This is a genomic window from Achromobacter pestifer, assembly GCF_902859625.1.
In the GTDB taxonomy this organism is placed as follows: domain Bacteria; phylum Pseudomonadota; class Gammaproteobacteria; order Burkholderiales; family Burkholderiaceae_B; genus Achromobacter; species Achromobacter pestifer.
The window spans coordinates 1,008,282-1,029,730 of record NZ_CADIJX010000001.1 but is presented as its reverse complement, the minus strand read 5'-3'; the positions used below and the strand labels follow the sequence as shown (position 1 = coordinate 1,029,730).

Sequence of the window (21,449 nt, the reverse complement as noted above, 5' to 3'; positions counted from 1 at the left end):
ATGCCCAAGCTCATCAGCATCCACACGGCAGGAAACACTCACTGGGTAGGAGACGGCTTTCCCACCCGGACGGTCTTCTCTTACGACGCCGTGGGCGACTACACCAGTCCCTTTCTGCTCCTTGACGTCAGCGGCCCGCAGGATTTCAAGCCGTCGCCTTTGCCGCGCGGCATCCAGCAGCATCCGCACCGGGGGTTTGAAACCGTGACGCTGGTCTATCAAGGCGAAGTCGCGCATCGGGACTCCTCAGACGGCGGATTGATTCGCGCCGGGGATGTGCAGTGGATGACGGCCGGCGCCGGGATCATGCACGAAGAGTTCCATTCGCCGGCGTTTTCGCGTTCCGGAGGCGTCCTGGAAGCGGTCCAGATATGGGTCAATCTGCCCGCGGATCGCAAGATGTCCCCACCGCGGTATCAGACACTTGCGAAGGAGCAGATTCCTCGAATGGCGTTGGGTTCTCCTGCCTCCGGGACCCTGCGAGTCATTGCGGGCCGATACGAAATGCTCGAAGGGCCCGCCGAGACGTGGTCGCCCATCAATCTGTGGGATCTGAACCTGGATCACGGAACCCGCTCGGAACTGAGCCTGCCTGAAGGGCACTCTGCCATGGCGGTCGTATTGCGCGGCACGCTAAGCATCGACAAGTCTTCGCCGCTTCATGAAAAACAGATGGTGCTCTTTGACCGGTCCGGCGGCACGATCGCGATCAACGCCACAACCGATGCCGCCGTGCTCGTATTGACCGGCGAGCCGCTCAACGAGCCCATCGTAGGGTCCGGGCCTTTCGTCATGAACACCGCGGAGGAGCTCCGGCAGGCCAAACGCGATTTCGCGAGCGGGCGTTTCGGACATATCCCCGCAACGAGCGCCTAGGCCATAGCGCCCAATTTTCAAGGGCTCGCGTCACCCCTGTTCAACGGCGCAGCATCAAACTCCCCAAAAGGAAAACTATCATGAACAGCACCACGACCCGCGACGACACGCTGCTTACCCCCGACAACCATGCGTTGCTGATGATCGATCACCAGTACCTGCAACTGCTGGCGCTGCGTTCGCACCCGAACGAACAGGTGGTCAACAATGCGACCTTCATCGCCAAGGCAGCGAAGCTCTTCAATGTGCCGACGCTGTTGACCACCGGGTTTGCCGAACGCCAAGCCCTGTTCCAGGAAATCCAGGCCGTGTTTCCCGACCAGACGCCTATTGATCGCACCAGCCTGGATTCGTGGGATGATCCGCGGGTGCGCGAGTGGGTCAAAGGGACCGGCAAGAAAAAACTGGTGATGGCCGGTCTGTGGACCGAGGTTTGCCTGAATCTGGCTGTCCAGAGCGCCCTGGCCGCCGGCCACGAGGTTTACATCATTCCAGACGCATCGGGCGGCGGCACCGTGGAAAGCCATGAGATGGGCGTGCAGCGCATGATGCAGTCCGGCGCGCGACCGTTGTCGGCGACCGCCTATGTCAGCGAACTCCAACGCGACTGGGCGCGTGAAGAGACGGCTGGCGAAGTCACCAAACTGTTCGCGTCGTTCGGCGGTGGATTCGGCCAGGGCTTGCGTTGGGAATGGGACCTGCTCGGCCTGAAGGAAGGCACGCGCTAAGCTGGCTGGCCGGCGGGCTGGCGCCGGCCCTGGACGCGAGATTGGGAGAGTCGGATTGGAACTTCCGCGTCACCGCGGGGTCCGATCTCTTTTCCAAGACAACGAAGCCGCTCATGACCTTGAAGAACATCGCTGACACCCACTCCCCGCTGGCTTTTGATTCGGAGTATGCGGATTGGAATTCCCCTTCAAGCCCGTCCACGGCTTCAGGGCTGTCCAGCGTGGAACTCATGAGGCACGCTCTGGTGAAACTGAAGGATTCGCCGGCGCATCACACGCCTGAAAGAATCGCCGCAATGCAGTATTTGGCAAGTGCGATCAGCATGGCCAGCATCGTCACGTGCAGTTGAGCAGCGATGCGGCACGGGCCGGGAAGCTAGCTCTCGCCGAGCGGTTGGGATGCCGCGGCCACACCGCGTCGGGAGCCAGACTGCAATTTTCAACGTGAATGTGCAGTCTGACTCCGGCGCTTGATTAGTTGACGGTGACGCCGGCCTCGCGCACGACATCGCTCCAGAGCGATATCTCCTTCACGATCTGGTCACGGAACGCCGCCGGGCTGCCCGGCGCGGCTTCCTCGCCCGTCGCCTTGAGCCGATCCGCCATTTCAGGCAATACCACCGCCGCATTGATCGCGGTGTTGAGCTTGGCCTGGATCTCAGGCGGCGTGCCTTTGGGCGCGATGATGCCGTACCACACCGTCACGTCAAAAGGCACGCCGGCCTCGCGCACCGTTGGAATGTCAGAGGCCGACGAGACGCGCTGAGGCAAGGTCACTGCCAGCACCTTCAGGCGCTTGTCTTCACGATAAGGCAGGGTGGAACCCGCCGTGGTCATCATCGCGTTGACCTGGCCGGATACCGTATCGGTCAACGCTGGCGCCGACCCTTTGTACGGCACGTGGATCATCGAAATGCCGGCCGTCTTCAGAAAGGCTTCCATCGCCAAATGCGAAATCCCGCCCGTGCCGGACGACGCATAGGTCAGCACGCCGGGTTTCTGCCTGGCCAAGGCGACCAGCTCGCCCAAGGTCTCTACCGGCACGGACGGGTTCACCGACACGAAGAACGGCGCGCGCGCGATCATCCCGATGGGCGTCATGTCTCCGACAGGATCAAATGGCAGCTTGTACAGACTGGGATTGACCGAATAACTATTGGAAATCAAGGTCAGGGTGTATCCATCAGGCGCCGCCCTCAAACCCTGTTCGACGCCCAGCTTGCCGCCGGCGCCGGGGCGATTCTCCACCACCACCGGCTGCTTCAGTCCGTCGGACAGCAACTGTCCCAGCAAGCGCGCGATCCCATCGTTTCCACCCCCTGCGGCAAAGGGCACGATCAACTTGATGGGTTGCGACGGATATTCGTCGGCGTGCGCCGCTGGCAAATGACCTGCCATCGCGGCAAGCGCCAGCGCGGCGGGCAGCAACGCCTTACCTGCCTTGGCGCAGGTCGCGTGAAGGTTCTTCCTGATGGTCATCCTCTCTCCTCTGTCATTATTTCGCGCCGCTGATGGCGCGATGGTGTTTTATGGCAACGCTGGCCGTAGCCCGCCGACAGATGTTCTCGTCGGATCGGCCAAGACTCCCTTCTACGGGGGCGCTTTTGGCGTCGCGCAGTATGCCTTATTCGGGGGAGGGGATGGGATGGCGTTTTGGCGCCTGTCCGGAAAAATGTTCAGTCACCCAACGCTCACACACAGCCCATAGTCGGGGCGCCCCGTTTTTGATGACGGGACCATAGCGGGCAAGGACCTGCTCAAGAGATACGCCGTTCTCTGTCCAGGTTCCGCCGTTCGTGAAGACGTTGATGAGCAGGGGCTGAAAGCGATCCAGCGCTTTCGCGAACTTTGCGTCGTCGGTCTCTGCCTGCTCAAACTCTTGCCACAGGTTGAGGAATGCGTCGCCTTGCGAGGCCGGCAACAGGCCAAACAGGCGTGTCGCGGCGCTGCGCTCCTGTTCAGCCTGCAAGTCGTTTGACAACCCGCCGTGGATCGGGAAATCGCCGGCGTCTATTTCCACGACGTCATGCAGCAAGAGCATCTGTATGACTCGATTGGTGTTGATGGCGCCGCCGGCGTATTCGCCCAGTATCAAGGCGTACATCGCCAAGTGCCAGGAATGCTCGGCGGAGTTCTCCTTCCGGCTGCCGTCCAGCAGCGGAGATTGTCGTACGACCGTTTTCAGCCGATCAATCTCTTTCAGAAAACTCAGCTGCTTGTCCAATGTGGCCAATTGCATGATCGTCCAGGTCTGAATCTGACGTCATAGTGTACGGCGTGCGGTGCATGATTTATGCCGAGGCAACGGACCACATCGAACTGGAGTCTATGGATGCTCGCCGCTAAAGCGAAACCAGAATGGGACAGTACGGCGATCCCAATTGCGGCAGGGAGGCGGGAGTCATGCTCTGAGTATGCGCGCCACGTGGGAAGCCTGCCGTCGCCATCTTTCGGGGCCGGAAACGTGCAAGTTGCCGCCCGCGGCATCCACGGCGACCGTCACGGGCATGTCCTCCACCTGGAACTCGTGGATCGCTTCCATGCCCAGGTCCTCGAAGGCGATGACGCGGGCGTGGCGGATGGCACGGGACACGAGATAAGCCGCACCACCCACCGCGATCAGATAGGCGGTCTTGTGACGTTGAATCGTCGCGGCAGCTGCTGGCCCGCGTTCGGCCTTGCCGATCATGGCGAACAGGCCCGTGCGGTCCAGCATCATGTCCGTGTAGCTGTCCATGCGCGTCGCCGTCGTGGGGCCTGCGGGGCCGACTGCCTCGTCTCTTACCGCATCGACGGGGCCCACGTAATAAATGACGCGGCCGCGGAAGTCGACAGGCAAGGGCTCGCCCCGAGCCAGCATTTCCCGGATGCGCTGGTGCGCGGCGTCGCGCCCGGTCAACATGCGGCCATTCAGCAGCAAGGTGTCGCCCGCCCGCCAGGAGGCGACTTCCTCCTGGGTCAGTGTGTCCAGATTCACGCGCCGCCCTGCGTCCTGTCCGCGCGTCAATGCAATGTCCGGCCAAAGATCCAGCGGCGGTGGGGCCAGGTGCACGGGGCCGGAGCCGTCCAGCACAAAGCGCGCATGGCGTGTCGCCGCGCAATTGGGAATCAACGCGATGGGCTTGGCTGCCGCGTGCGTGGGGTAGGTCTTGATCTTCACGTCCAGCACGGTCGTCAGGCCGCCCAGCCCTTGTGCGCCGACGCCCAGCGCGTTGACTCGGTCATGGAGCTCCAGCCGCAATGCGTCCTCGGGCGTCAAGGTGTCTCCGCTTTGCGCCCGGGCCTGTAGTTCGTGCATGTTCAGGGGCTGCATCAGGCTCTCCTTGGCCAGTAGCACGGCTTTCTCGGCCGTGCCGCCCACGCCGATGCCCAGGATGCCTGGCGGGCACCAGCCTGCGCCCATCGCGGGGATCTGTTCCAGCACCCAATCCATCACATTGTCGGCGGGATTCAGCATGGCCAGCCGCGCCTTGTTTTCCGAGCCGCCTCCCTTGGCCGCCACGGTGACTTCCACGTTGGCGCCCGGCACGATCTGCACGCTGATGACGGCGGGCGTGTTGTCGCGGGTATTGCTTCGGCCGAAGAGCGGATCCGCCACGATCGATGCCCGCAGCGGGTTGTCCGGGTCCAGGTATGCCCGCCGGACGCCCGCGTTGACGGCGTCCTCGAGGCTGCCGGTGAAGCCGGCCCAGCGTATGTCCATGCCGACTCTGAGGAACACGTTCACGATGCCTGTGTCCTGGCAGACGGGCCGGCGACCGATGGCGGCCATGCGCGAGCTGATCAGAATCTGTGCCATCGCGTCACGGGCAGGCGCGCTGGCTTCGAGCTCGTAGGCACGGGCCAGGTGCGCAATGTAGTCAGCGGGGTGATAGCAGCTGATGTACTGGAGCGCGCTGGCGATGGATTCGATGAGATCGTCTTGGCGGATGTCGGAGCGCATGGCGGGCAAGGGTGGGTTGGGAAGGGAGGGGCCGCTTCATTCGGCATGCAACGTCGTGCCGGGCCGGTCCTTGACCAGCGTCACGGCCACGAAGGACACCGTCGCCATGACAATGACGTAGACGCCCACCAGCCAGGATTGGCCGGTGGCCGAGATGATGGATTGCGCGATCATGGCGGCGAAGGCGCCGCCCAGGATGGAACCCAGGGCGTAACCCGCGGACACGCCTGAGTACCGCACGTCGGCAGGGAACATCTCGGCGTACAACGCGGCCTGCGGGCCGTAGGTCAGGCCCAGAGGCACGGACAGCACGATCAGGGCGAACGTGAACTGGGCGACGTCGCCGGACTCGATGAAGCGCCACATCGGAATGGCCCAGAGCGCCAGCAGGATGTAGCCGGCCTGGAAGGTGCGAACGCGGCCGATGCGGTCTCCCAGCCAACCGCCAAGCAGCGTGGTGGCCAGCCAGCAAGCCGCTGCCAGCGTACAGATCATCAACACCTGCTGGGCGGGCATGTGCAGCGTCCGGCTGCCGTAGCTAATGAAAAAGCCGACCAGCAGATAGCCCGCGGTGCTGTTGCCCACGAAGATCAGCGTCGTCAGCACGACCTGACGGCGGTACTTGCGCAACAAGATGCCCAAGGGCGCCGACGAACGGCTGCGCCGCGACTGCATTTGCAGGAAGACCGGGGATTCCTCCACCGCGCGGCGGATGAATACGCCCACGATGATGAGCGCGATGGACAGCAGGAAGGAAATGCGCCAGCCCCAGGCCAGGAATTGCTCCATGCCAACCAGCGTGGTGATGCACCACAAGGCACCGGTCGCGACGATCATGCCCAGCGGCACCCCGATTTGCGGAAAGGCGCCGAACAGTGAGCGGCGGTTGGCGGGCGCGTGTTCGACGGCCATCAGGGCTGCGCCGCCCCATTCGCCGCCTGCGGAGAAGCCCTGTAGCACGCGCAGCATCACCAGCATGACGGGAGCCCAGATTCCGATCTGCGCGTAAGTGGGCAACACGCCGATCAGGGCGGTGGACACCCCCATCAGGATCAAGGTGGCGGCAAGTACCCGTTTGCGTCCGTAGCGGTCGCCCAAGTGGCCGCAGACGATGGCCCCCAAGGGCCGGAACAGGAAGGCGACGCCGACGGTTGCGAAGGACAGGATCAACGACAGTTCGGGATTCTCTTTGGCGAAAGGCGCGAAGAATAGGGAGCCCAGCACCAGGCCGGCGGCCTGGACATAAATGAAGTAGTCGTACCATTCGATCGCCGACCCGACCAGCGTGGCCGCCAATACCTTGCGGTCCTCGGCGCTGACCAGGGGTAGGGATGAGCGGGATGCACTGGCGGGCGCGACGGCAGCGCCGTCGGCGGGGATGTCTGTCTGCATGTCTGTCTCCGTGGGGGGCGGCGGGTTTGGCTTCTTGTGTTGTGGGGTAAGAGCCCGCCTAGGCCGCGGTGGCCAAGGGGGCATCAGGTTGGTTTTCGGGACGGGCCGCCTCGAAGGCGGGTAGCGTGGCGCAGGCATCGACAATGGCGCGGACGCGGTGGAACGGCGCCAGGTCCACGCCGTAGCGCAAGGCGTTGTAAACCTGGGGCACCAGGCAGCACTCCACCAGCGAAGGTTTGTTCCCCAGCGCGTATCCGCCGGACTGCGCGGCGGGAAGTGCTGCCTCGAAGGCGCGGAAGCCTTCCTCGCACCAGTGGCGATACCAGTCCTGCACCTGCCCATCGTCCGCGTCGAACTGCGCACGCAGGCGCTTGAGCGTGCGCAGGTTGTTGAGCGGATGCATTTCGCAGGCAATCAACTGCGCCAGCGCTCGAGCCTGCGCGCGGCCCGCCGGATCAACGGGTAGCAGGGCTGTTCCGGGAAAACGCTCGTCCAGATATTCGATGATGGCCAGCGATTGCTGTAGGCGTTGGCCGTCGATCTCCAGCATGGGTACCAGGCCGAAGGGCGCGATCGACCGGTAGGCCGGTTGCTGATGCTCGCCCTTGACCATGTGCCAGGCTATTTGTTGATACGGCAGGCCTTTCAAGGCCAAGGCGATGCGCACCCGGTAGGCTGCCGAACTGCGCCAATAGCTGTGCAGGGTGTGGTCAGAGGTGTCGGCCATGGGGCTTCTCCCGATCAGGCGGTGGCGGTTTCTGGCGTGGACTCGGGCGCGGTGGACGGCATGGGCCGGGTACCCGGGATGCTTACCTGCTGGTCGATGTCGCCAAACAGGCTCTGGCCCGAGTCGTCGCGCATGCCGATACGCACGCGGTCGCCGTGCTTGAGGAAGGGGGTGCGCATTTCGCCGTCGCGCAGTTGCTCTCGTACTCGCGCTTCGACCAGGCAGCAGACGCCGGCCGCGTCGCTGGCGTTGGAGATCGTGCCGCTGCCCACCAACGTGCCCGCGCCCAGGCGGCGCGTTCGGGCGGCGTGCGCGATCAGTTCGCCAAAGTGGAACTGCATTTCCTCACCGGCTTGGGGCTGGCCGATCAGCTGGCCGTTGAGCCACACCTGCATCGTCCGGTGCAGCTTGCCTCCGCGCCAATGGGGCGCAAGCTCGTCGGGCGTGACCAGCACGGGCGATAGCGCCGACGCGGGCTTGCCTTGCAGGAAGCCAAAGCCCTTGGTCAGTTCCGGCAGGACGACATTGCGCAGCGTCACGTCATTGACCAGGCCCAGCAGCGCCACGTGGCCCAGTGCGGCGTCCGCGTCGATACCCAGGGGCACATCGTCGGTGACCACCACGATTTCGGCTTCCAGGTCCACGCCCAGCGCTTCGCTGGCGGCCGTGATGGGGTCGCAGGGCCCCATGAAATCGTCCGACCCGCCTTGATACATCAGCGGATCCGTCAGGAACGACGGGGGCATTTCTCCGCCACGGGCGCGTCGTGTCAGGTCCACGTGGTTCAAGTAGGCCGAGGCGTCCAGCCATTGATAGGCACGCGGCAATGGGGCGGCGCAGTGGCGGGGGTCGAAAGGCCGGCTGGAGGCAGCACCCGCGTTCAACGTCTGGTATTCGGCCTGTAGCAGCGGTGCGGTGCGAGCCCAGTCGTCCAGGGCTTGTTGCAGGGTGGCGGCAATGTGTGGCACGGCGCGCATGAGTGTCAGGGCGCGGTTGACGACGACCAGTTGGCCGTCGCGGGTGCCGTTGGTCAGGGTGGCAAGTTTCATGTTCAGGGGTTCCGTGCAGGGAAGGGCGCCCGGCGGCGAGGATCGCCCCGGGGAGTCAGGATCAGGCAGTGAGCTCGGCCCACATCTCGCGGTCACGCTGGGCGGTCCAGATGCGCGGGTCGGCGATGCCACGGGCTTCGTCGAATGCTCGCGAGATATCGAACGGAATGGCATGTTCGTAGATGACGACGTGCCCGAATTCAGGATCCATCAGCCGGCGCGTGTCTTCGTAGACCTGCTTCAGACCCTTGCCTTCCTCCACGCCCCGTTGCGCGCAGCGGTACAGCGTCTGCACCCAGCGCCGGGTGTAGTCGATGGCTTCGCGGCAGGCCTCCGGCGTGGTCAGCGCCGGCCCACGGCCGGGCACCATCTGGCGGGGCTGTAGCGCTTGCAGCGTGTCGAGCGTGGTGGGCCAATCGGCCAGATAGGCGTCGCCCGTGTAGACGCCTGCGTTGAACTCCACCAGATCGCCCGAAAAACAGACGCCCTGCGATGGGATCCAGACGATGGAGTCGCCCCGGGTGTGGCCGGCGCCCAAGTGCAGCATGCGAACTTCCAGGTCGCCCATGAATACGGTCAGTTCGCGGTCGAACACCACGGTGGGCCAGGTCAGGCCAGGGATGCTCTCGACGGACTGGAACAGGCGTGGGAAGCGGCCGATCTCTGAGTCCATGTCAGCCTGGCCGCGCTCCACGATGAGTTCATGCGTGCCCCGGCTGGCGAAAATGTTCACCGCGCCTTCGGCGGCGAAGGCGGATGCGCCCAGCACTCGCACCGCGTGATAGTGGGTCAGGGCCACGTGGCGGATGGGCTTGTCTGTGACGCCGCGAATGGCACGGATCAACCCCTGGGCCATGGCCGGCGTGGCGGTCGCATCAATGACCATCACGCTGTCGCTGCCGATGATCACGCCCGAGTTGGGGTCGCCGTCGGCGACATAGGCGTAGGCGTTCTCGGACAGGCGCTCGAAGGACGTTTTCTTTTCTGCCAGGTCGGCCTGGGAGGCGAAGGGTTTGCTCATGGTGTTCCTAGTCGGGAAGGGAAAGGGGGAGGTGGGCTTAGCCCGCGTGTTCCTGGTGGCGTGCCTGGCTGGTGGTTCCGGTGGCGCCGGGCGTCAGGCCCGCGGCTTTGTCGCGAGTCCAGGCGGCCAGTTCGTCGTGGGCGCTATGCCGCTTGCGGGCCACGTAGTCATTCATGGGCAGGCGTACGGTCAGTTCCAGGCGGATGCCGTTTGGGTCAAAGAAATAGATGGAACGGATGAAGTGGTGATCGGTCGGCCCTACGACCTCGACGCCGTGGGCCAGCAGCCGCTGGCGCATCGAATCCAACTCGGCCTCGCCGCCGATTTCCATGGCGAAGTGGTTGACCCAGCGCGGCGTGGAGGGGTCGGGCACGCTCTGGCCGTTGTCGCCCAGATCGAAGAACGCGATGTGCGAGTGATCGGCGAATTCAAAGAACAGGTGCACGAAGGGGCAGTGTTCGCCGGTGGAAGGCACCCGTTCTTCCTTGACCACGTGGACTAGCGGCAGGCCCAGGATGTCTTCATAGAAATGCCGCGTTTCTTCGGCATCGCGACAACGCCAGGCGAAGTGGTGCAGGCCCCGGATCGCCGGGGGAGACGAGGCGGGGCTTGCCAAGGAAGCGTGGGGTTGGTTCAGCGTCATGGCGCCTTCTCCGGAGTTCAAGGAATGTTCAGGGTGGGGCCGTCCGAAGGGACCGCCAGTACTTCGTCCACGGCCGCCAGCACCCGGGCTGAGTCGTCCACGGCTTCGATGAGAAGCAGCGACAGCCGGGCCAGGTTGTCGCGCTGGGCGCCCGGGTCGGGCATATTCGTCAGCGTGATGAGGCGTTCGAGCAGATCGTCAAGTTGTTGCTGGGATAGCGGCATGAGCAGCGCCTCCGATGGCAGGGAGGAGGCCATCGGCCTCTGGGAAGGATTCAGGACAGGCGCCGCCCGATTCGCCCAGCGCGGCGGCAATCCAAGCTTGTGCTGCGCTGGGTCCGGGCGTGCCGGCGGCCATGAGGTGCTGGTCGGGGCGCAGCAGCCAGGCCTCGCCGTTCATCGTCAGCCCCAGCCGGTGCGCCAGGGCAGCCCGTCCGCGCTCGTCGCATAGCGGGCCGACAGCGACCCAGTTCACGAGCGCGCCGCTGCGTTCCTGGGCCTGGACGTCAGACGGCAGCGTGTCCCCAAAGACCAAGACGGTGAACCATGGCCCGAGCAGTTCGTGCAAGGTCAGCCCGTCGGTCTGACGTAGCACCAGGTTGGGGAGCGCGCGTCCGACGTGCGCATGAGCGCCGCGCGCCAGCAAGGACTCGGGGTAAATGGCGGCCATGCAAAGACGGCCCGTGTTGATCATGCGGGCCGCGAGGTCGTGATGCGGCGCCAGTGCAATGATGGCCTCACGCCACAACGCGGCGGACTGCGCCGCGCCCGGATAGACAAACCGTGAGGATCGCCGCGCCTGGCGGATGTTTTCCATCGCTGCCTGCTTGCGCTCCACGCTATAGGTATCCAGCAGCGACTCGCCGGCGCGGCCCTGCAACAGCAGAGCCAGCTTCCAACCCAGGTTGTCGGCATCCTGGATGCCGCCGTTGCCACCGCGCGCGCCGAAAGGCGCGACCAGGTGCGCCGAGTCGCCGGCGAACAGCACACGTCCGTGACGCAGACTGTCCAGGCATTCATGGCGGTAGCCCCAGACGCCGTGCCACGCGATGTCGAATTCCACCGGTTCACCCAGCAAATCCCAGACGCGCTGACGCATGGCGGTTTCGGTGGCCGCCTCTATGGGGTCTTCGTCCGGGCGCAGCTGGAAGTCCAGTCGCCAGGTGTCGTCGGCCATCTTGTGGCGCCAGACGGCGCGGCCGTGGTTGCTGCGGGCGTCCAGCCACGTCCAGCGCTCTTCCGGCCATGTGGCGTGGCGCAGAACGACGTCGATGATGATCCAGCGGTCCTCGGTGCGGTCGTACACCCGCGGGCTGAGATCCAGCAAGTTGCGCACGGCGCTGTTGGCGCCGTCGCACGCCGCGACCCACTGCGCGCGGCAATGGTAGGCGCCGTCTGGCGTCTCCACGTGCAGCGTGGCGGGGCCGTTGGCATGCGATTCGATGCCGGCCACGCGGTTCAACCAGCGCAGGTCGGCCAGCGGTTCGCGCATCAGCGCGTCGACCAGGAAGGCCTCCAGATAGTATTGCTGCAAGTTCACGAAGCCGTTGTGGCGCATGTCAGGCTGGTCTTGCAGCGTGAAAGAGGCCACCGCCAAGTCGCGGCACAGCACCCGGCCCACGTTCCAGCGCACGCCTTTCTCCACGACCTTGCTTGCCACGCCGAGCCGCTCGAAGATGTCCAGCGTGCGCTGGGCCCAGACCATCCCGCGCGAGGCCAGGCCACGCACACCGACGGTGTTGTCGTCGTCCAGCACGACGACCGGAATGCCGCGGCGCACCAAATCCAGGGCCAGCGTCAGGCCGGTCAGTCCGGCCCCCACGATGGCGACGGGATACGGGTTGCGGCGCACGCCATCCATCTCCTTGGGCCTGACGTATGGGTAGATGGGAAGTTCATTCATCGTTTTCCCTAATGCTCCATGAGTCGATACGGGTTCATTGCAGGCACTACTCTAGAAGCCCGTCACGAGACCGTCATGTCCTCACGAGAGAGGACACCGCAGCGTCGGAGGATGACTCTAGAATCGGGAAAACAAGCGTCTGCGGGGAATACAAAACCATGGAAGAGACAAACAATCCGTCCCCCGCCAGCGGGGGGCTGGACCGCTGGGCGGAGTCCGCCGTCATGGACCTGGGCGGCCCGATGTTCCACGCGGCGCTGCTGCTGGCGTTGCGCGAGACCGTGGCTGCCGATCACGTGTCGCACGTGTTCTACGGCCATGACGGCTTGGTGCAGTATTCGTCGGCGGCCAGTTTGCAGAATCAGGCCCTGATCGAATGGACCACCAACGTCTACGTGGACGACGAGTTCTATCGGCGCGACCCCAACTACGGACTGTTGTGCGACCTGAGCAGCCGGCCCGATCACCACCCGGACCTCATCATCCAGACGGCCTCTCCGGAACGCATCCTGGATGACGAGTACCGGCGTCTGCTGTTTGAGCGTCCGGGTTTCGCCAGCAAAATCTCAGTGATTGGGGCCCGGAGCGAGGGCACCAGCTATCTGAATCTGTATTTTTCGCGGACGCATTCGCCGAACGTGACCGAGTTGATGCGCGGACGCGCGCCGCTGCTGATCGCGTTGGCGCGGCGGCACCGTCAGTTGTGTCACGTGGAGATGGAGCTGCCGCGTGCGGACGCCTGGTCCAGCGGACTGTCGCCGCGTGAGATCCAGGTTGCGGATCTGTTGCGCCAGGGGCATACGGCCAAGGAAGTGGGGCGTGCGCTGGGCCTGTCGCCGACCACCGTGGTCACCTACAAGAACCGCATTTTCAAGAAGAGCAACTTGACCAGCCTGAAGGAGTTTCTGATCAAGACCCCGGCGGCAAGCAGCGCGCTTGACTGTACGCAGGCGGACACCCGCCGCTGACCCGTCTTTTGAAGACCGCCCTAAGGGGTTGCGGGGCTTCTGGTTCTGTTCATGATCCGTCGTGCCCATCGTCCGCTGGTTCGCCGAACCATCGCGTCAAGGCCTGCGCCGCGTCAGCTTCATTCAGATCGTCTTCGCCTGCCCAGGCGACGAAGCCGTCAGGACGCACCAGCACCGCGCGCATGCCCAGCCGATCCTTGGCGTCACTCGCGACATAAGTGACCCGTTGCTGCCAACGGCGGGCAAGGGCCTGTAGTGGCGCACGGGCATCGAAGTCCAGCAACAGACCCTTGCCCTTGCGCAGAAGGCTGCCGGCCGTCGTGCCGTTGATCAGTTGAAAATCAGGAACGCTGCGGCCTGTCAGCGGATGACTGCCGCCCAGGTCGTAGCGCAGCGAAACTCCCCACACGTGCTCCGCGAAATACGTCGCGCCATCGCGCGTTTCGATCAGGTCGCTGATGACGGCTGCGAGTGCGCGCGTGCTGGGGGCAGGGCGCATCAATGCGACTTGCGCGCGCGACCAATCCAGGATGCGCGCACCCGCCGGATGCCGCTCTGCCTGATAGCTGTCGAGCAGGCCGGCCGGCGCATCGCCCCGAACGCTGGACGCCAGCTTCCACCCCAGGTTCATCGCGTCCGCGAGCCCAAGGTTCAGCCCTTGGCCGCCCAAGGGCGAATGGATGTGCGCGGCATCGCCGGCCAGCAGCACCCGTCCTTTGCGATACGTCATCGATTGAAAAGCGCGATCCGTCCAGGTGCTGGCAAGATGCAGCCCGGTCAAGGTGACATTGGTGCCTGACACACGGCGCAACACCGCCTGCACATGCGCCAGCGTGATCGGCTGGAGCCGGTGGCAGGCCCCCCCGTCGAAGTCGGCCATTGCGATCGTGCCGGGCGGCGCAAAGGTATACATGCCGGTTGGCGTGTAGTGCCGGCCGGGGCGGAGCGCTTCAGGGTCTGCCATCCGAACGTCGACGGCATAACCCGTGAATTCAGGCTCGGTGCCCACGAATTCAAAGCCGCCCGCTTTGCGGATCGCACTGCGGCCTCCATCGCAACCGACGAGCCAGCGAGCGCGAAAAACGTCCGCGCCCGCATGGACGGCGACGTCGTCGTCGGATGCGAGGAAATCGTCGACGGTGACGCCACGGCGGATGTCGCAGCCCATCGCGTGGGCCCGGCGGGCCAGGACGGTTTCCAGTGTTTCCATGGTGACGGCCATGCCGGTGCCTGCCGGACTGGGCAGGCGGTAGGGCCATCGCGCCGTGTCAATGTCCTCGTGGTGGAACGGGATGCCGGCGAAATGGCCGGCGGGCCGACGTGGCTGCTGCATCCAATGCGCGGCCGCGGCCATGGCACCCGTGGCATCGCTCGCGCGCTGCGCCGCGATCAGATCGTCCAGCAGATCGCGGCGGTACAAGGCTTCAAGGGTGGGCGTCGATAAGCCGCGCATGCCGAACGGCAGGCGCTTCAGGGCCGCTTGCGGGTCTTGGGCGCGTTCAAGCAGCAGGACGGTCAGGCCGGCCAGGCGCAGCTCGCAGGCAAGCAGCAGGCCAACCGGGCCAGCGCCGGCAATGATGACGTCATGAAAGGAGGAATGTCGGATGTGCATGAGAAAGGCTCTTGTGTCGATGTTCGACCGGAGCGTTTCCCAAATTGAAACCGCACGGACGAACAACAGGACGCTTGGACAGCGTTCGATGTTCGTCGTGGGGATCTCATTGAGGCCAAAGACCAGAGCTTTCGTTACCGAAAGGACTTGGGCTTACCAAACCAAGTCTGCCTTTTCCGACAGCGCGGTTATAGCACCGCGCCGATCAGGCCGCAACGGGCGCGTATTGCCCCATCAACGCGGCCACCCAATCGATGAATAGACGGAGCTTGGCGCTGACGTGGCGGTTGGGCGGGAACGCGATATAGAGCGGCATGGGGTCCAGGCGCCAATCCTCGAACAGGGGCACGAGTTCGCCGCGCGCCGTGTGCGGCCGCGCCATGTAGTCCGGCAGCCATAGCGCGCCCAATCCGGCCAGCCCGGCCGTCAGGTAAGCGTTGCCGTCATCGACGGCCAGCACATAGCGCCCGTGAACATGGACGCTTTCGTCGCCGCGATGCATCGCATAGGGAAAGGCCTTGCCGATGCGCGACCACAGATAGCCCACGATGCGGTGATGCGTATCTTCCAGATCGCGCGGATGGGCGGGCAGGCCGGCGCGTTCCAGGTAGCTGGGCGCCGCGTAGACGCCCAGTTGCAGGTCGCCCACGCGGCGGGCCATCAACGACTGATCGGTGAGTTCGCCTCCGCGCACGATGCAATCAACGTTCTCGCCAATGACATCCACCAGGCGATCGCTGACGCCCATGTCCAGCTGGATCTCGGGGTATTGGGCGTGGAAGGCGGGCAACGCCGGGATCAGGATCATGCGGGCCAGCGGGCTGGGCACGTCCACGCGCAAGCGGCCGCGAGGGGCGGCCGACGCAGCGGACAGGCTGGTTTCGGCATCGTCCATGTCAGCCAGCAACTTGATGACGCGCTCGTAGTAGGCGGCGCCATCGGCGGTGACGTTGACCTGGCGCGTGGTGCGGTTGAGCAGCCGGACGCGCAGCCGCGCCTCCAACTGCTGCACCAGTTGCGTGACACTGGTCTTGCTCATGTGCAGCGTTTCCGCCGCCTTGGTGAAGCTGCCGGCTTCCACCACGCGGGCGAACGCCTGCATCGCATCGAATCGGTCCATGCGGCCTCCAATGGGTACGCGGATTGTTTGGATTCTACAAACAGTGATGGACAGCGTTGCTCGTTTATCGCAGGCAGCGGGGTCTTTACAGTGAATGCATCGTTAATGACGGGCCGCTTCCGGCCCCTTGATGGAGTGGATTCATGAGCACGCGCGACATTGTTTTTCCCCCGGCCCGCCAGGCGCTTTACGAGCGCAACCGCTATTCACCGGCGATCCGTTCCAATGGTCTTCTGTTCGTGTCGGGGCAGGTGGGCAGCCGCGAGGATGGTTCGCCAGAACCGGACCTGCAAACGCAGGTCCGGCGGGCGTTTGAAAATCTGAACGCCATCTTGAAGGCTGCGGGCTGCACGTTCGACGACGTGGTTGACGTGACCGTCTTCATGGTCGATCCCGCATCGACGTTTGAACGGGTCTGGCAGGTGGTGCCCGAGTATTGGGGTGAAGCGCCGCATCCGACGCTGACCGCCGTGGGCGTGACGTGGTTGTATGGTTTTGACTTCGAGATCAAGGTGATCGCGAAGTTGCCAGAAGGCCTGCCAAATTGATTCGGCGGCTTACTTCACCACGTAGTTCTTTGCCTCGTTTTCGCCAGCCCATTCACGCAGCGCGCCAATGAACTCCGGACACACATTGCCGTCGACGCTGGAGCTGACGATGACGCTGTTCTCCACCCGCATTTTCACGCTGCATTCGTAGACGCGCGAGCGATTCTGATATTGGCCAGTCGTGTTGGTCTGGAACACGGGGGTGGCGGCGGTCGTGTTGGTGGCGGGAATCATCCCCACGACCTGTTGGCTGGAGCCGGTTTGCACCCATTCCGTGTACGGGGCGGTCTGATAGTCGGACCATTCCAGCTCCATCGCATTGCCGACTGTGCGTGTCCTGGACGGTTCACCCAGCGCGGCGATGGCGTCATTGATCGAGCGGCCTTCCATGTTCTTGGCCACGTTCACGCTGGGCGAAAACGACAGGCCCGACTTGAATACGTTGGTCAGCGAAGGCAAGGTGGAGCTGCCGCCGGTCGGCATCGGCGCGCAACCAGAAAGGCTGGCTGCGGCGGCGATCAGGCTGGCCGATAGCCAAAGCGGCGTGCGGCGAATCGGGGAGGGCTGGGGCGACTTCATGGCGTGCTGTCGATGCTCCGTGGCAGGTCAAGGTGGCTCAACGCGTTTGTTTCTTTTCGTGACAGCTCTGGGGTGCAGCCGCGATGCTTGCCTGGCGGCGCATGCGCCCGAGGCTGACGGCGGGCTTAAGAAAAGTCCGACATTTTTACCGGAAAACGGGGGCAGTATCGCCCTTGGCATATGTGAAATTTGTTACGTAATATGCCGGCGGGAGAGATTTGGAGGGGGACGGACCAGGGGGCCTTCTTGCTAAGATCGTCCCCGCTCTCCACTCGACCTCTTATTCCGACGATGATGCCTGCCCGATTTCTTCCCCTGATCCGCGCTGCATTCGCTGCTCTCGCTTTGGTGGCTGGCCTGGCTTCTCCCATCGCCCATGCCGACGTCGTTTATGGCGGTGTCGCGACTGACGCCAAGCACGACAAGACCTATTGGGTTGTGCCGCAAAACTCAAAGAAGGCGGCCGAGGCCGCGTCGATAGCGGCATGCAACAGGGCGGGCGGCAAGGAATGCAAGTCACTGAACACGTTCTGGGATAGCTGCATGGCCTATGCGCAGAATTCGCGCCAGGACCTGTACCCGGGCAATAGCGTGGCGCCGGAAATGGCGGCCAAGAAAGCCATGCGTCGTTGCATCGCGGGAAGCCCGGACGGCAAGTGCCGGCTGGTGTCGATGCCGTGGTGCGCGGGTCCGGGCTATAGCGCGGAGGACCTGGCAGCCCCGAAGCGGGCCAAGCCCGCCGACGTGGAAGCCCTGTCGGCCAAGCTGAACAACCGGGCCTATTGGGGCGCGGTGGCCGAGAACGCCGACGGCGGGCTGATTTATGCGGACGGCTATCCGAAGGAAGAGGAAGCGCTCAAGCAGTTGCTGACGTGGGAAGACTGCAAGGACTGCCGCAAGCTCCTGACCTACCAGGAGACCTGCGTCGGCCTGGCCTGGGTCAAGGGTAGCGAGGGCCGGGGCACGCGCTTCACGGCGTTGAACCCCGACCCGGTGAAGGCACGCGAAGAAGCGCGCGCCACCTGCACCACGAAGACCGGCGCCCCGGCTTGCGTGGCCATGGTGCGTTGCTCGGGCCGCGCCTACATCGACGGCTACGCCGGCGAAGACGTCAAATCCAAATAAGGCAGTTCGGGCAAGTGGCTGGGCCTACTTGTCCAGCCAGGGGGCTTCCTTCCACAGCGCCTGGAATTCCGCCTCGCCGGCTGCCAATTCCCGGGCGTAGTCGCCCGGCGCCAGGTAGCGCAGCGGGGCGAACATCTCTTTCGCCTTGGCTTGGAACTCGGGATCGTCCACGGTGCGCTTCACGGCATCGACCAGCTTGCCGCGTACCTCAGCCGACAGCCCCTTGGGCGCGGCCAGGCCGCGCAGAGACGCCAATTCAAAGTCGTAGCCCTGTTCCTTGAACGTGGGCATGTCGGGCAGCGCGGCCGAGCGCGTCTTGCCCATCTGCCCCAGGAAACGCAGCGGCGTGCCGCCTTTCTGGTATTGCAGCGCCTCGCCGACGTTGATCGCGCCTATCGTGATTTCCCCGCCCGCCAGCGCCCCGCGCACCTCGCCAGCCCCCTTGTACGGGATGTGGCTAAGCTTCGTGCCCGATGCGCGTTCAAAGCGCAGCATCGCCAGATGGTCGTCCGATCCCGTGCCCGTGGTGCCCACCGTGACCTTGCCGGGATGCTTCTTGGCATAGGCGGACAGGTCGGCCAGCGTTTTCAATTCGTTGTCGCTGCGCACCGTGAAGGCGCCCGGATCGTCGATCAGATTGCCCAGCAAGTCGTAGCTTTGCCAGGTGAAGTTGGACTTGCGTTCAATCGGAATGGTCAGCAGGTTGGGCGTGTTGATGAAGCCGATGGTATAGCCGTCTGGCTGGGCGCGCGCCAGTTCCGTGAAGCCGATGGCGCCGCCCGCGCCTGGGCGGTTCAGCACCACGATGCGAGCATCGTTGCCCAGGTACTTTTGCAGGAAGGGCGCCATCATGCGCGCCACCAGATCCGTGCCGCCACCGGGCCCGTAGGACACGATCAGGTTGATGGGACGCTCTGGGTAACCGGCGGCGTGGGCATTGCCGGCCAGCAAGACGGCGCCTGACAGCAGTGCGGCGGACGCGGCCAGAACGCGCAGCGTGCGGCGCTTGTTGGGTTGGTGCATGTTGTCTCCTCGGGGGATGGATCGGCGGCTTGCTGCCGCACTGTTTTTCAAGGGGTGCGGCATGACTGCCGCGATAGGGGACTGCGCTACTTCAAGGCGGCGATGCGGGCTGCCGTGACGGGCCACACCTCGGGGTTGATCAGTTGCGGCGGGCGCTCTCCGCGCAGCATCATCAGCAATTGCCGGGCGGAGGATTGCGCCACGTTGCGCCGGGCTTCGTGCGTGACGCCTGCGGTGTGGAAGGTGGCGACGACGTTGGGCAAGCCCAGCAACGGCGTATCCCGCGCGGGCGGTTCTTGCTGCCAGACGTCCAGGCCGGCGCCGCGCAGGTGTCCGCCACACAGTGCGTCATGCAAGGCGGCTTCGTCGTGGATGCCCCCGCGTGCGGTTGAGATGAACACGGCGTCCGGTTTCATCGCGGCGAAGGCGCGCGCATCAATCAGACCGCGAGTGGAGGCGTCCAGCGGGCAATGCAGCGACACCACGTCGGATTGCGCCAACAGCTCGGCCAGCGATACGGGTTCGGCGCCACGGCTGCGGATGGTGTCGGCATCCAGCAGCGGGTCATGCGCAATGACGCGCATCCCAAAACCCTGCGCGATGCGGGCGACCCGCGTGCCGATCTGTCCGATGCCCACCAGGCCGATGACCGTGCCATGGATTTCGTGGCCCATCAGGTCTTCACGGGAGAATCCGGTGTCATGGCGCAGGCGCTGATGCGATTCGACCACGCGGCGTTGCACGGCCAACAGCAGCGCATAAGTGTGTTCGGCGACCGACGCGGCATTGCCGCCGGCTTGGTTCACCACCGCGATGCCGGCGGCGGTGCAGGCAGGCACGTCGACCGTGTCGTAGCCCGCGCCGCCAGAAGATACGCACACCAGGTCCGGACACTGCGCGATCAGTTCAGCGCTGACGAACCATTGGCGCGGCAGTTCGTCCTTGGCGGCGGACACGTGATAGGCGTGCGCGGTCTTCAGACCCGCCAGCGTGCGGGCATCGTCGCCACTTGCGGGCAGCACCGACAAACCGACGTTCGGCTCGGTAGCGATGATCTGGTCGAACACCGGGTTTAGCCACAGGTCCAACCGGCACAGGCGTGTGGGGAAGTCTTGCTGAGTGGAACCGAAATCCGGCATTGCGCATGGTCTCCGTATAGGTATGGTCTGCTTTCGAGGCGACTCTACCTGTGCCGAAATCGGAGATAAAGCGAATAATTTTCTCGTCCAAGAATGAATTTAAGTGAACAGTGCTGGGATCACACCATTCCTTCGGGGGTGTCGAAGTCCAGCGTGTCTTGCGCCAGCACGCGCAGGCTTGCCAGCATGGGACGGGTATCGTCACGCCGCCACTGGAAGGTGTAGGGCAACGGGCGCAATGGCGCCAGGCCAGGCAAGGGCTGCAATTCGCCACGCTGGATCAGGATGCGCGCCCAGGCGGTGGGCAGGAAACCCAGGCCGAGTCCTTGCCGCAGCATGCCGGCGATGGCGCCCCAGCTGTTGCAACATTGGGTGCGGCCGGGTGACACGCGCTGTTCCGTCAGCCAGTCGTCCAGCATGCGGATCACGCCTGAGCTTTGCGGTTGCGTGATCAAGGTCAGCCCTGGCAGATCGGCGGGGGTCAACGAGGCCGGGTCGGGCACGGCGCGAGGCGACGCCACCCACTCGAAGTCGGCGCTGCCGATCAGGTGCGACGCAATGGACGCGCGGGACGATGGCCCGGCGATCACCGCGAAATCCAGATCGCCTTCCTCCAGCCCGCGTTCCACCAACTCGCCCACGCCCACATAGGGTTCCACCAGCAGATTGGGGTGCGCGCGCTGGATTTCATCGATCAGCCGCGGCATCCACGTCACGGACGTGAGCTCGCCCGCGCCAAAGCGGCAGCGTCCCGAATAGGTGAGGTTGTTGCTGGCCTGCTGCATGAACTGATCGGCGTTGCGCAGCAAGTCCTTGGCATGCGGCACCAGTTGCTCGCCCAAGGCGGTCAAGGTGGCGCTGCGTGCACTGCGGCTGAACAGATCAGCGCCAATGGACGCTTCCAGTTCGCCAATGCGTTTGGACAGCGACGACACCGAGATATTCAACCGGTTCGCGGCGATGGCGAAGTTCTTGCAGGTGGCGGCCCAATAGAAGGCTTCAAGTTGCTTAAGCGTCATGGCGATGGGGGAACCGGTGGCGGGGACTGATATCG

22 protein-coding genes are annotated in these 21,449 nt (G+C 64.4%); 6 read left to right on the top strand and 16 right to left on the bottom strand.

Annotated elements, in window-relative coordinates; all coding sequences use genetic code 11:
- From HV753_RS04390 to HV753_RS04380, 3 genes are all read left to right on the top strand, one after another.
- Complete coding sequence (locus HV753_RS04390; protein WP_175173183.1) at positions 1-876, top strand: pirin family protein; 876 nt, start codon at positions 1-3, stop codon at positions 874-876.
- Positions 877-956: 80 nt separating this feature from the next.
- Entirely contained in the window at positions 957-1,604 is a 648-nt protein-coding gene (locus tag HV753_RS04385; RefSeq protein WP_175173182.1) for an isochorismatase family protein, read from the top strand.
- Positions 1,605-1,717: 113 nt separating this feature from the next.
- Positions 1,718-1,954, top strand: coding sequence for a hypothetical protein (locus tag HV753_RS04380; protein ID WP_175173181.1), 237 nt, complete (start codon positions 1,718-1,720; stop codon positions 1,952-1,954).
- A 124-nt stretch (positions 1,955-2,078) separates the two neighbouring features.
- Here HV753_RS04380 and HV753_RS04375 read toward each other — a convergent pair whose 3' ends face one another.
- From HV753_RS04375 to HV753_RS04330, 10 genes are all read right to left on the bottom strand, one after another.
- Positions 2,079-3,083 (bottom strand): tripartite tricarboxylate transporter substrate binding protein, encoded by a 1,005-nt coding sequence (locus HV753_RS04375; protein ID WP_175173180.1) that lies wholly within the window; start codon positions 3,081-3,083, stop codon positions 2,079-2,081.
- A 145-nt stretch (positions 3,084-3,228) separates the two neighbouring features.
- The gene (locus tag HV753_RS04370; protein ID WP_175173179.1) at positions 3,229-3,843 is read right to left on the bottom strand and encodes an HD domain-containing protein; all 615 of its coding nucleotides are present in this window, start codon (positions 3,841-3,843) and stop codon (positions 3,229-3,231) included.
- Positions 3,844-4,005: 162 nt separating this feature from the next.
- A complete protein-coding gene (locus tag HV753_RS04365) occupies positions 4,006-5,547 on the bottom strand; it encodes a fumarate hydratase (RefSeq protein ID WP_175173178.1) in 1,542 nt (513 codons plus the stop codon).
- Between the two features lie 36 nt (positions 5,548-5,583).
- Positions 5,584-6,939 carry an MFS transporter gene (locus HV753_RS04360; protein ID WP_175173177.1) on the bottom strand — a complete coding sequence of 452 codons (1,356 nt, stop codon included), beginning with the start codon at positions 6,937-6,939 and terminating at the stop codon, positions 5,584-5,586.
- A gap of 58 nt (positions 6,940-6,997) precedes the next feature.
- Positions 6,998-7,666: a maleylacetoacetate isomerase gene (maiA, locus tag HV753_RS04355; RefSeq protein ID WP_175173176.1), complete on the bottom strand. Its 669-nt coding sequence runs from the start codon at positions 7,664-7,666 to the stop codon at positions 6,998-7,000.
- Positions 7,667-7,680: 14 nt separating this feature from the next.
- On the bottom strand, positions 7,681-8,715 hold the full coding sequence (locus HV753_RS04350; RefSeq protein ID WP_175173175.1) for a fumarylacetoacetate hydrolase family protein: 1,035 nt from the start codon (positions 8,713-8,715) through the stop codon (positions 7,681-7,683).
- 61 nt (positions 8,716-8,776) lie between these two features.
- Positions 8,777-9,736, bottom strand: coding sequence for an MBL fold metallo-hydrolase (locus HV753_RS04345; protein ID WP_175173174.1), 960 nt, complete (start codon positions 9,734-9,736; stop codon positions 8,777-8,779).
- 37 nt (positions 9,737-9,773) lie between these two features.
- Complete coding sequence (locus tag HV753_RS04340; RefSeq protein ID WP_175173173.1) at positions 9,774-10,379, bottom strand: VOC family protein; 606 nt, start codon at positions 10,377-10,379, stop codon at positions 9,774-9,776.
- Between the two features lie 17 nt (positions 10,380-10,396).
- The gene (locus tag HV753_RS04335; RefSeq protein ID WP_175173172.1) at positions 10,397-10,603 is read right to left on the bottom strand and encodes a DUF2783 domain-containing protein; all 207 of its coding nucleotides are present in this window, start codon (positions 10,601-10,603) and stop codon (positions 10,397-10,399) included.
- Positions 10,578-12,281, bottom strand: a complete 1,704-nt coding sequence (locus HV753_RS04330; protein ID WP_175173171.1) for an FAD-dependent oxidoreductase — start codon at positions 12,279-12,281, stop codon at positions 10,578-10,580. Before HV753_RS04330 ends, HV753_RS04335 begins: the two co-directional genes overlap by 26 nt.
- Positions 12,282-12,439: 158 nt before the next feature.
- Here HV753_RS04330 and HV753_RS04325 point away from each other — a divergent pair, with 158 nt between their 5' ends.
- Positions 12,440-13,249, top strand: a complete 810-nt coding sequence (locus HV753_RS04325; RefSeq protein WP_175173170.1) for a helix-turn-helix transcriptional regulator — start codon at positions 12,440-12,442, stop codon at positions 13,247-13,249.
- A gap of 49 nt (positions 13,250-13,298) precedes the next feature.
- On the opposite strand, the gene HV753_RS04320 is transcribed toward HV753_RS04325, so the two are convergent.
- Positions 13,299-14,861, bottom strand: a complete 1,563-nt coding sequence (locus HV753_RS04320) for an FAD-dependent monooxygenase (RefSeq protein ID WP_175173169.1) — start codon at positions 14,859-14,861, stop codon at positions 13,299-13,301.
- Positions 14,862-15,066: 205 nt separating this feature from the next.
- Complete coding sequence (locus tag HV753_RS04315; RefSeq protein ID WP_175173168.1) at positions 15,067-15,981, bottom strand: LysR family transcriptional regulator; 915 nt, start codon at positions 15,979-15,981, stop codon at positions 15,067-15,069.
- Between the two features lie 143 nt (positions 15,982-16,124).
- Between HV753_RS04315 and HV753_RS04310 the strand changes: the two genes are divergently transcribed.
- Positions 16,125-16,529 (top strand): RidA family protein, encoded by a 405-nt coding sequence (locus HV753_RS04310; protein ID WP_175173167.1) that lies wholly within the window; start codon positions 16,125-16,127, stop codon positions 16,527-16,529.
- 9 nt (positions 16,530-16,538) lie between these two features.
- Here the strand turns inward: HV753_RS04310 and HV753_RS04305 are convergent, their stop codons facing one another.
- Positions 16,539-17,108 (bottom strand): hypothetical protein, encoded by a 570-nt coding sequence (locus tag HV753_RS04305; protein WP_175173166.1) that lies wholly within the window; start codon positions 17,106-17,108, stop codon positions 16,539-16,541.
- A 291-nt stretch (positions 17,109-17,399) separates the two neighbouring features.
- Here HV753_RS04305 and HV753_RS04300 point away from each other — a divergent pair, with 291 nt between their 5' ends.
- The gene (locus tag HV753_RS04300) at positions 17,400-18,233 is read left to right on the top strand and encodes a DUF4189 domain-containing protein (protein ID WP_175173165.1); all 834 of its coding nucleotides are present in this window, start codon (positions 17,400-17,402) and stop codon (positions 18,231-18,233) included.
- Between the two features lie 24 nt (positions 18,234-18,257).
- Here HV753_RS04300 and HV753_RS04295 read toward each other — a convergent pair whose 3' ends face one another.
- The 3 genes from HV753_RS04295 to HV753_RS04285 all read right to left on the bottom strand — a co-directional run bounded on the left by HV753_RS04295 (position 18,258) and on the right by HV753_RS04285 (position 21,414).
- Positions 18,258-19,256, bottom strand: coding sequence for a tripartite tricarboxylate transporter substrate binding protein (locus HV753_RS04295; RefSeq protein WP_175173164.1), 999 nt, complete (start codon positions 19,254-19,256; stop codon positions 18,258-18,260).
- An 86-nt stretch (positions 19,257-19,342) separates the two neighbouring features.
- Positions 19,343-20,395 (bottom strand): hydroxyacid dehydrogenase, encoded by a 1,053-nt coding sequence (locus tag HV753_RS04290; protein WP_175173163.1) that lies wholly within the window; start codon positions 20,393-20,395, stop codon positions 19,343-19,345.
- 119 nt (positions 20,396-20,514) lie between these two features.
- A complete protein-coding gene (locus HV753_RS04285) occupies positions 20,515-21,414 on the bottom strand; it encodes a LysR family transcriptional regulator (RefSeq protein WP_175173162.1) in 900 nt (299 codons plus the stop codon).
- Between the last annotated feature and the right edge of the window lie 35 nt (positions 21,415-21,449).